Source organism: Phenylobacterium sp. (assembly GCF_036963605.1).
Classification (GTDB): Bacteria; Pseudomonadota; Alphaproteobacteria; order Caulobacterales; family Caulobacteraceae; genus Phenylobacterium.
The window spans coordinates 1-7,545 of the sequence record NZ_JBALUY010000116.1; the positions used below are offsets into that span (position 1 = coordinate 1).

The 7,545-nt window shown below is 69.3% G+C and carries 10 protein-coding genes; 5 read left to right on the forward strand and 5 right to left on the reverse strand.

Translation table 11 applies throughout. The features are described from left to right. Positions 1–1,701 (forward strand): DNA translocase FtsK (locus V7702_RS16035; RefSeq protein ID WP_335651083.1); only part of this gene is annotated, 1,701 nt, incomplete at its 5' end. 239 nt (positions 1,702–1,940) lie between these two features. Here V7702_RS16035 and V7702_RS16040 read toward each other — a convergent pair. Both V7702_RS16040 and V7702_RS16045 read right to left on the reverse strand, forming a co-directional pair. After that, entirely contained in the window at positions 1,941–2,366 is a 426-nt protein-coding gene (locus V7702_RS16040) for a YbaN family protein (RefSeq protein WP_335651084.1), read from the reverse strand. A gap of 63 nt (positions 2,367–2,429) precedes the next feature. Beyond that, a complete protein-coding gene (locus V7702_RS16045) occupies positions 2,430–2,969 on the reverse strand; it encodes a MarR family winged helix-turn-helix transcriptional regulator (RefSeq protein WP_335651085.1) in 540 nt (179 codons plus the stop codon). A 215-nt stretch (positions 2,970–3,184) separates the two neighbouring features. Between V7702_RS16045 and V7702_RS16050 the strand changes: the two genes are divergently transcribed. Next, on the forward strand, positions 3,185–3,535 hold the full coding sequence (locus tag V7702_RS16050; RefSeq protein WP_335651087.1) for a hypothetical protein: 351 nt from the start codon (positions 3,185–3,187) through the stop codon (positions 3,533–3,535). 15 nt (positions 3,536–3,550) lie between these two features. Here the strand turns inward: V7702_RS16050 and V7702_RS16055 are convergent, their stop codons facing one another. The 3 genes from V7702_RS16055 to V7702_RS16065 all read right to left on the reverse strand — a co-directional run bounded on the left by V7702_RS16055 (position 3,551) and on the right by V7702_RS16065 (position 5,897). Then, complete coding sequence (locus V7702_RS16055) at positions 3,551–3,958, reverse strand: response regulator (RefSeq protein ID WP_335651088.1); 408 nt, start codon at positions 3,956–3,958, stop codon at positions 3,551–3,553. Between the two features lie 278 nt (positions 3,959–4,236). Further along, positions 4,237–4,827 (reverse strand): helix-turn-helix domain-containing protein, encoded by a 591-nt coding sequence (locus V7702_RS16060; RefSeq protein ID WP_335651089.1) that lies wholly within the window; start codon positions 4,825–4,827, stop codon positions 4,237–4,239. Between the two features lie 89 nt (positions 4,828–4,916). Continuing rightward, positions 4,917–5,897 (reverse strand): helix-turn-helix transcriptional regulator, encoded by a 981-nt coding sequence (locus V7702_RS16065; protein ID WP_335651090.1) that lies wholly within the window; start codon positions 5,895–5,897, stop codon positions 4,917–4,919. Between the two features lie 78 nt (positions 5,898–5,975). Between V7702_RS16065 and V7702_RS16070 the strand changes: the two genes are divergently transcribed. From V7702_RS16070 to V7702_RS16080, 3 genes are all read left to right on the forward strand, one after another. Further along, positions 5,976–6,398: a hypothetical protein gene (locus V7702_RS16070; protein ID WP_335651091.1), complete on the forward strand. Its 423-nt coding sequence runs from the start codon at positions 5,976–5,978 to the stop codon at positions 6,396–6,398. Positions 6,399–6,521: 123 nt separating this feature from the next. Continuing rightward, positions 6,522–6,992 (forward strand): Cys-tRNA(Pro) deacylase, encoded by a 471-nt coding sequence (gene ybaK, locus V7702_RS16075; protein WP_335651092.1) that lies wholly within the window; start codon positions 6,522–6,524, stop codon positions 6,990–6,992. A 106-nt stretch (positions 6,993–7,098) separates the two neighbouring features. Next, on the forward strand, positions 7,099–7,545 hold a 447-nt coding region (locus tag V7702_RS16080; RefSeq protein ID WP_335651093.1), incomplete at its 3' end, for a TetR/AcrR family transcriptional regulator.

Sequence of the window (7,545 nt, forward strand, 5' to 3'; positions counted from 1 at the left end):
CGGCGCGCCGCCCGTGCGGCTGAGATCCCCGCCGAAGCCCTGGGCGCGGCGCCCGCTGCGGCTCCCGCGCCTGCGTCTGCTCCGCCGGTCGAGGCCGAAGGAGCGAGCCCGCCGCTCGCCATTCGCGCGCCCAAGACCCCGCCGCGGGACTCCTCCCGTGAGACCCGCGAGAACCAGGGGGTGTTCGACTTCGTGCGGCCCGACGGCTTTTCGCTGCCCGAGCTTTCAATGCTGGCCAAGCCCAAGCCCCGGGCGGCCGCCTTCGACGAGGGCGCCCTGCGCCAGAATGCTCAGCTGCTGGAAGGCGTGCTCGCCGAGTTCGGGGTCCGCGGCCAGATCGACCAGATCCGGCCAGGTCCAGTGGTCACCCTCTATGAGCTGGTGCCTGCGCCGGGCGTAAAGTCGGCCCGGGTGGTGGCCCTGTCCGACGACATCGCTCGCTCGATGTCCGTCGCCGCCTGCCGCGTCGCCGTGGTGCCTGGCCGCAACGCCATCGGCATCGAGCTACCCAACCAGAAGCGCGAGACGGTCTATCTGCGCGACCTGCTGGCCAGCCCCGAATACGAGCGCTCGACGCTCGCCCTGCCCATGGCGCTGGGCGAGAACATCGGCGGCGAGCCCTATATCGCCGACCTGTCGAAGATGCCCCACCTGCTGATCGCCGGCACCACCGGCTCGGGCAAGTCGGTGGGCGTCAACGCCATGATCCTGTCGATCCTCTACCGGCTGGCGCCCGAGCAGTGCCGCTTCATCATGATCGACCCCAAGATGCTGGAGCTGTCGGTCTATGACGGCATCCCGCACCTGCTGGCGCCCGTCGTCACCGATCCGAAGAAGGCCATCGTCGCGCTGAAATGGACCGTGCGCGAGATGGAGGACCGCTACCGCCTGATGTCCAAGATCGGCGTGCGGAACGTCGCCTCCTATAACGAGCGCGCCAAGGAGGCCGCGGCCAAGGGCGAGCACTTCGAGCGCACCGTCCAGACCGGCTTCGACGACAATGGCCGCCCGGTCTATGAGAGCGAGCGCATCGACCCCAAGCCCATGCCCTATCTGGTGGTGGTCATCGATGAGGTGGCCGACCTGATGCTGGTGGCTGGCAAGGATGTGGAAGGCGCCGTCCAGCGCCTGGCCCAGATGGCCCGGGCGGCCGGCATTCACCTGATCATGGCGACGCAACGGCCCTCAGTGGACGTGATCACCGGCACCATCAAGGCCAACTTCCCGACGCGGATCTCCTTCCAGGTCACCTCGAAGATCGACAGCCGCACCATCCTGGGCGAGCAGGGCGGCGAGCAGCTGCTGGGCCAGGGCGACATGCTCTACATGGCCGGCGGCGGGCGCATCACCCGCCTGCATGGCCCCTTCGTCTCCGACGAGGAGGTCGAGGCCGTGGCCAAGTTCCTGCGCGCCCAGGGCGAGCCGCAATATGTGGAGGACGTCACCGCCGGCGGCGATGACGAGGATGGCGGCGGGGGCGATGACTTCGGGGCCGGGGGAAATTCCGGGGACGATCTCTATGACCGCGCCGTGGCCGTGGTCACCCGCGACGGCAAGGCCTCGACCAGCTATGTCCAGCGCCGGCTGCAGATCGGCTATAATCGGGCGGCCTCGCTCATCGAGCGGATGGAGCAGGAGGGCGTGGTCAGCCCCGCCAATCATGCGGGCAAGCGCGAGATCCTCGTCGGCGCGCCGCCTTAAAGACAGAGGCTGAAGAAGCAGGGTGGGCGCGCCCGACGGAAGCCGGACGGGGCTTGGGGGGAGAGAAGCGTCACAGTCTCACGCCCGGCGCGCCCTGGCGGGGCCGGCAAACGACCTTTCGGCCGTCGTGGGGGTGAGCCGGCCCGCACGCCACTGATGTTGGGGACGCCGGGTCCAGATCAAGCGCCTGCGACGATTTGGCGCTCGGCCGCCCGGCTTCGGACCTTTGGCGGCGTCGTTCAGGCGGAGGGCCTGGTGAGCACATACGCGGCGCAGGCCAGGAGCGTCACGCCTACCAGGGCAGGAACCAGGGGGCCTCGGTTGCTGAACAGGACAATCCCCCAACTGATCCCCATGCCGGCGACGGCGGCGATCTTGGCCCGGGGAGGGATGGCCCCGCGCTCGTCCCAGGCCCGCAGGGTGGGGCCAAAGCGCCTGTGGGCGTACATCCGCGCCCGCAACTTGGGCGCGCTCTTGCCGAAGGCCCAGGCGGCGATGATCAGAAAGACGGTGGTCGGCAACAGGGGCAGGAAGGCGCCCAGTATTCCCAGGCCCAAGGCCGCCATGCCCAGGCCCCGATAGAGCAGAATCGCCACAGGCGTCATGGCGCGCGGCGCAGGCGTGGCCTCCTCGGCGGGTTCGACAGGATCGCGCTGTGCGGACATCGCCGAAGCATGCCACAGGTCTTGCGAGAGAGTCGCAGAATTCAGCGGTCCAACGGCGTCAGGCTAGGCTCTGCGGCCTGGAATGCGGGTGGGTTCGAACCGGATCAGCGCCTCGGCCATGGTCTTGTCGGGCTCCAGATTGCGGATCACGGCGGCCAGGCCGCGGGCGATATCCCGCTGGCGCTCTGCGGGCACGCCGGCCAGGGCCTGGCGGTTGAAGTCCAGTAGCTGATCGACCGCCCGGGCATAGAGGCTCTGGCCCCCCTCGGTGAGGGACAGCCTTACCTGGCGGCGGTCGGTTTCCGGTGTCCGGCGCGCCACCAGATCGCGACGGACCAGTTGGTCGACGCTGCGGGTCAGGGTGGTGCGGTCCACGGCGGTGAAGGCCGAAAGTTCCGACATGGCGCAGGACCTAAAGCGCCGGATGGTCGAAATGGCGCGCCACTGGGCCAATGACAGGTCGAGGCCGGCCAGGGCGCGTTCAAACGCCGCGTCACGCCGCCGCACCGCCTGGAACAGAAGATAGAAAAAGTACTCCGGCACATCTAGGCCGAACTCGGCTTCCGGATCGATAGACCGGAGGCTGGTCTTGGATTCACTCATACAATGCGGCCCCTTCGCCTGCAGGGTGACCTGAATCCGCTCAGTTACACAAGTCGCATTTGCAATAGGTGTAAATGCACAGACATTGACATGACGGGGTTCGGTCACTAGGTGGGGACCAGTTCCATAGGCAGCGCTGTCCGCTGGCTCGGGCGCGAGAGGTGTCTCGCCGGCCCGCTCCGTGCAGCGCCTCACCGCAAAGTGCTGAGGTTGATATGAATGGCCCGCCCGAGGCGGCCCTCGACGATATTCGTCGCCGGCTGGATGAACTGCATCATGAGGCCCAGCGCGCCAGCGCCCTTGGCCGCGCCACCCTCAGCGCCCTGGCCGTGCTGTCTGCGCAAACCCGCCAGGCCGTGGAAGAGGGGCTGCGCCAGGAAGCCGACGCCCTGAGGCGCCAGGTCGCTGACCCGATGCAGCATGATCTGTTCGAAGCCTTCTGCGAGCTTCAGGCCCTGGCCACGCCCGAGGGCCGACTGGCGCGAGACCTGGAGCAGGCTCTGATCGATCGGGCCGCGGGTCTCGACGCCGCGTCGGTGGCGCTGCCTGGCCGCAAGGCTGGCTGAGCGAGCGACCAGGCTCTAGAAGTCCAGCCGCCAGAGAACCTCGAGGAGTTCGGCCGGCTCGAACGGCTTGACGATCCAACCGTCCACGCCCTGCGCACGGCCCCGGGCCCGCTTGGCCTCGGTCTCTTCGCTGGTGATCACCACGATGGGCAGGTCGGCCAGATCCGAGTCGCCCTTGATGGCCGCCACCAGGCTGAAGCCGTCCATCCGGGGCATGTTGAGATCGGTAAGCACCAGATCGGGCCGGCGGCGCCTCATCATGTCGAGGGCCTGGGCGCCGTCCTCAGCCAGACGAACGTCATAACCGGCGGCGCTGAGAATATCGCCCAGCAGCAAGCGGATCACTGGCGAATCGTCAACCACCAGGACGGTGGCGGCGTCTTCAGCCTGAAAGGTCGCCCGCGCGGACTCAGCCTCAGACATGCGGCGCTCTGGCAGCGGCTGGACGGCGAGCATCGGCGGCGGGGACTCCTTGGGGGAACAGCGGGGTGGCTCCTCGCATCATTCTCAGATGCGACGTAATCTAAGGTTAATCGGGAGAATAATTCTCTAATAAGAGAATTCTTGAATCAGCGCAAGATGCTGCAATGCAGCGCAGCCGGTCATCACCCGCGGGTATGATCCCGAGCGATTGCGGCGGACCTGAAAGGTTCTTGAGTCCCTGCCTGCAGCGCCTTCAGCGGCCAGCGGGGCGAAGGAGCCTAGTCTTCGACGACGTTTCCACCCTGGTGGATCAGCAGGACCCGAGACTGCTGGCCCTGCTCGGCTGTCAGGGCGAAACCCATGCCGCCGTCAAAATAGACCCCGTCGCCGATCCCCAGGTTCAAGGGCGCATAGATGTCGGAATGCAGCACCACGGCCCCGCTCAGGACCATGAGATAGGCGTCCCCCTGGGCTCGCAGCAGGCGTCCGGTCCGCTGGCCCTCGACCACGTCCAGCACGACCGGGGTAAAATCCCGGCGCAGCAGGTCGGTTGCGCCAGCCCGGCCCGCCACGCCGCCGATGTCGCGAGATTCGCCTTCGCCGGCCCGGATCACGGCGCGGCGGCCAGGCTGGCGTTGGGGTGCGGAGTCCAGGCTCTCCGGCTTGATCAGATGATCGACGTCCACCTCCAGGGCGCGGCACAGGCGGATCAGCACCTCATAGCCCAGAGAAGCCTGGCCAAGCTCGACCTTGGAGAGGCTCGACAGGGGAACCTCGGCGCGGGCGCTCAGCTCGGCCAGCGTCCAGCCCCGGGCGTGGCGCAGGCGCCGGATGGCGGCGCCGACGGCGGCTGACAGACCAGCCGTCATGGCCTTGGCCCGCGGGGCGGGCGGAACCAGGAAAAGGCGGCGAAACGATCAGGCAAGCTGCTGGGGGCTCCCAAGGCGGAGGTCCATGCTTAAGCCTGATGAGCGCGCAAGGCCAAGCTCAGTTGCTCAGCCATCATGTCCTTGAGCCTCTGCGGTCCAAGAATCTCCACCTTGTCGCCCCAGCTGAACAGGTGCCAGGCCAGCTCCCGCATGCCGCTGGCCCGGAAGGCGACCAGCACCGAGCCGTCGGGCTGAGGCGTCGCCTGCTGGGTGGAGTGGAAACGCCAGCCCAGCGCCTCCTCGGCGCCGTGGGACCGGATCCGCAGCCGCACATCTTCCACGTCGTCCTGGTAGATGCCAAAGCTGCGATCGACGAAGGCGGCCAGGGAAAAGCCGGCCGGCGGCGTGGCCGCCGCGGTCAGCACCCGCACCTCGGCCAGCCGGTCCAGCCGCCAGGTGCGGGGCTCGCCGCCCTCGCCCTCGGCGGCCACCAGATAGTTGCTGCGGCCAAACAGCAGGCCCAGCGGACTGACCTCCCGCACCCGGCCCGGCGTGCTGCCGCCCATATAGGTAAAGGCCAGCCGGCGCAGGCTGACGATAGCCTCGCGCACCTGGCGCAGCACCGCCTCGTCCTCGAACGGCCGGGGCCCCGGGGCCACGGCGATGGCCTCGGCCTGCAGCACCGCCTCCAGGTCGGGCGCCAGCCGTCGGCGGGCCGGGGCGCGCATGGCCGACAGCACCTTGGCCTCCAACCGGCTGAGCGCGGCCGCTCGTCCGGCCCCGCCGCTGGCCCGGAAGTGCTCGGCCGCCGCCCGCAGCGCCCCCAGCTCCTCGGCGTCCGGGGTCTGGAAGATGCCGTCCAGGCCGGCGGGAATGCGGAAGCGCCGGGTGGGCGGGTCGTCGATCTCCTCGAACTGCGGGAACAGCTCACGCAGGGCGTCGCGCATCCGCTCGGCGGTGCGTCGACCGACGCCAGCGGCCTCGGCCATCTCATCCAGGGTGAGCCCCTCGGCGGTGCTGGCCAGGGTGCGGGCCAGGTCCAGCAGCTGGGCGGCCTTCTCGTGTCGCATGGTGGCTCCGAAACCTACGTCCGATTCTGACGCATGATGAGCCTAGGGTCCAGGGTGTCGAAAGGAACGGAGATCGCCATGCCCGCCGCCCACCGCCAGACCCGCCCATCCCGCCAGCGCGCCGCCGCCCCGGCGCCGCTGCTTGATCTGACGGCGCGACCGGAGGCTCCGGGCGCCGATCTGATCGCCGCGGTCCTGACCCATGCCGATCTGGAGACGCGTCTGGGCCCCCAGCGGGTCCGCCGGTCCCTCTCGCCCTACCGGGCCGCCGAACTGCGCGAAGCCGGCCGGCTCAACGGCGCCGAGGCCGCCCGCAGCCTGGACCTGGCGGTCGTCTGGGACGAGGCCGAGGCCGAGGTGGTGCGGGTGATCGACGACGCCCCCCTGCGCTGCAAGACCCAGTCGAGCCGCGCCTGGTGGGAGGACGCCTGGGAGGAGGAACTCTGGCAGGCGCCCACGCCGCGGCCGGCCCTGCGTACGGTCAAGGGTGGTCGCCGGTGAGCCGGTCCGCGCCCCAGTCCTCATTCGCCCCCACCCTGTTCCAGGCCCGCCTGCCTGGGGCGGCGCCGGCCCAGACGCGTCTCGGACTTGACCGCGGCCCGCGGCCGGTCCAATCGCCGGCCCATGTCGAAAGTCACCCCCGCCACCCGGGTCCTTGACCGCGCCGGCGTGGCCTACGGCCTGCACACCTACGACTACGATCCCGGCGCCGACAGCATCGGCCGGCACGCGGCCCTGAGCCTGCGGGTTGATCCGGCGATCATGTTCAAGAGCCTGATGACCCTGGTGGACGGCAAGCCGGTCTGCGCCGTCCTGCCGTCGGATCGCGAGGCGGCGCTCAAGCGACTGGCCCAGGCCGCCGGCGGCAAGTCGGCGGCGATGATGGCGCCGGACAAGGCCGAACGCATGACGGGCTACAAGGTGGGCGGGATCAGCCCGCTCGGTCAGAGGCGCGCCTGCCCGGTCCTGGTCGAGGCCGCGGCCCTGGATCACCCTCAGATCTTCGTCAATGGCGGCCAGCGGGGCCTGCAGATCCAGATCGCCCCGGCCGACCTGGTCGCCGTCCTCGGCGCGGCCGTCGCCAGCTTCAGCTAGAACGGACAGCCGCGCCGGCGCATTTGTTTGGGCGCCGTGGCGTCAATGGGCTTAGGTTACCGCTGTTCACGCGACATCCTTCGAGTTCGGATGGGCCGGAGTACGGATGGGCACGACAGCAACGACCTCAGCGGTTCTGGCTCGGCGGCGCAGCTATCACGTCGGCAATGTCCGCTCGCAGCTTTCGTCCGCCGCCAGCGCCCTGCTGGAGTCTGAGGGCGCTTCGGCGCTCAGCCTGCGCGCCATAGCCCGGCGGACCGGCGTGGCCCTGGGCACCGTCTATTATCACTATGCCGACAAGCACGCCCTGCTGGCCGGCCTGGCCGTGGAGGGGTTCCGCAACCTCGCTGAGGCCCTTCACGCCGCCGCCGACGCCCGCGGCGAGGTGAGCGGTCTTCGAGCCGCCGGTATGGCCTATCTCGCCTTCGTCCGCGCCCGCCCGGCCCTCTATGGCCTGATGTACGAGATGCACGATGTCGGTCGCCGCGAAGAGGTCGGAGAGGCCGAAAGCGCCGCCTTCGCCGAGATGATCCGCGCGATCGGTCAGGACTTC

Excerpts from the sequence above, each read along its gene's own strand:
- V7702_RS16060 (WP_335651089.1), bottom strand. The coding sequence starts at position 4,827 with ATGACGGCTGGTCTGTCAGCCGCCGTCGGCGCCGCCATCCGGCGCCTG.
- V7702_RS16070 (WP_335651091.1), top strand. The coding sequence starts at position 5,976 with ATGCCCGCCGCCCACCGCCAGACCCGCCCATCCCGCCAGCGCGCCGCC.
- V7702_RS16065 (WP_335651090.1), bottom strand. The coding sequence starts at position 5,897 with ATGCGACACGAGAAGGCCGCCCAGCTGCTGGACCTGGCCCGCACCCTG.
- ybaK (WP_335651092.1), top strand. The coding sequence starts at position 6,522 with ATGTCGAAAGTCACCCCCGCCACCCGGGTCCTTGACCGCGCCGGCGTG.
- V7702_RS16045 (WP_335651085.1), bottom strand. The coding sequence starts at position 2,969 with ATGAGTGAATCCAAGACCAGCCTCCGGTCTATCGATCCGGAAGCCGAG.
- V7702_RS16055 (WP_335651088.1), bottom strand. The coding sequence starts at position 3,958 with ATGTCTGAGGCTGAGTCCGCGCGGGCGACCTTTCAGGCTGAAGACGCC.
- V7702_RS16040 (WP_335651084.1), bottom strand. The coding sequence starts at position 2,366 with ATGTCCGCACAGCGCGATCCTGTCGAACCCGCCGAGGAGGCCACGCCT.
- V7702_RS16050 (WP_335651087.1), top strand. The coding sequence starts at position 3,185 with ATGAATGGCCCGCCCGAGGCGGCCCTCGACGATATTCGTCGCCGGCTG.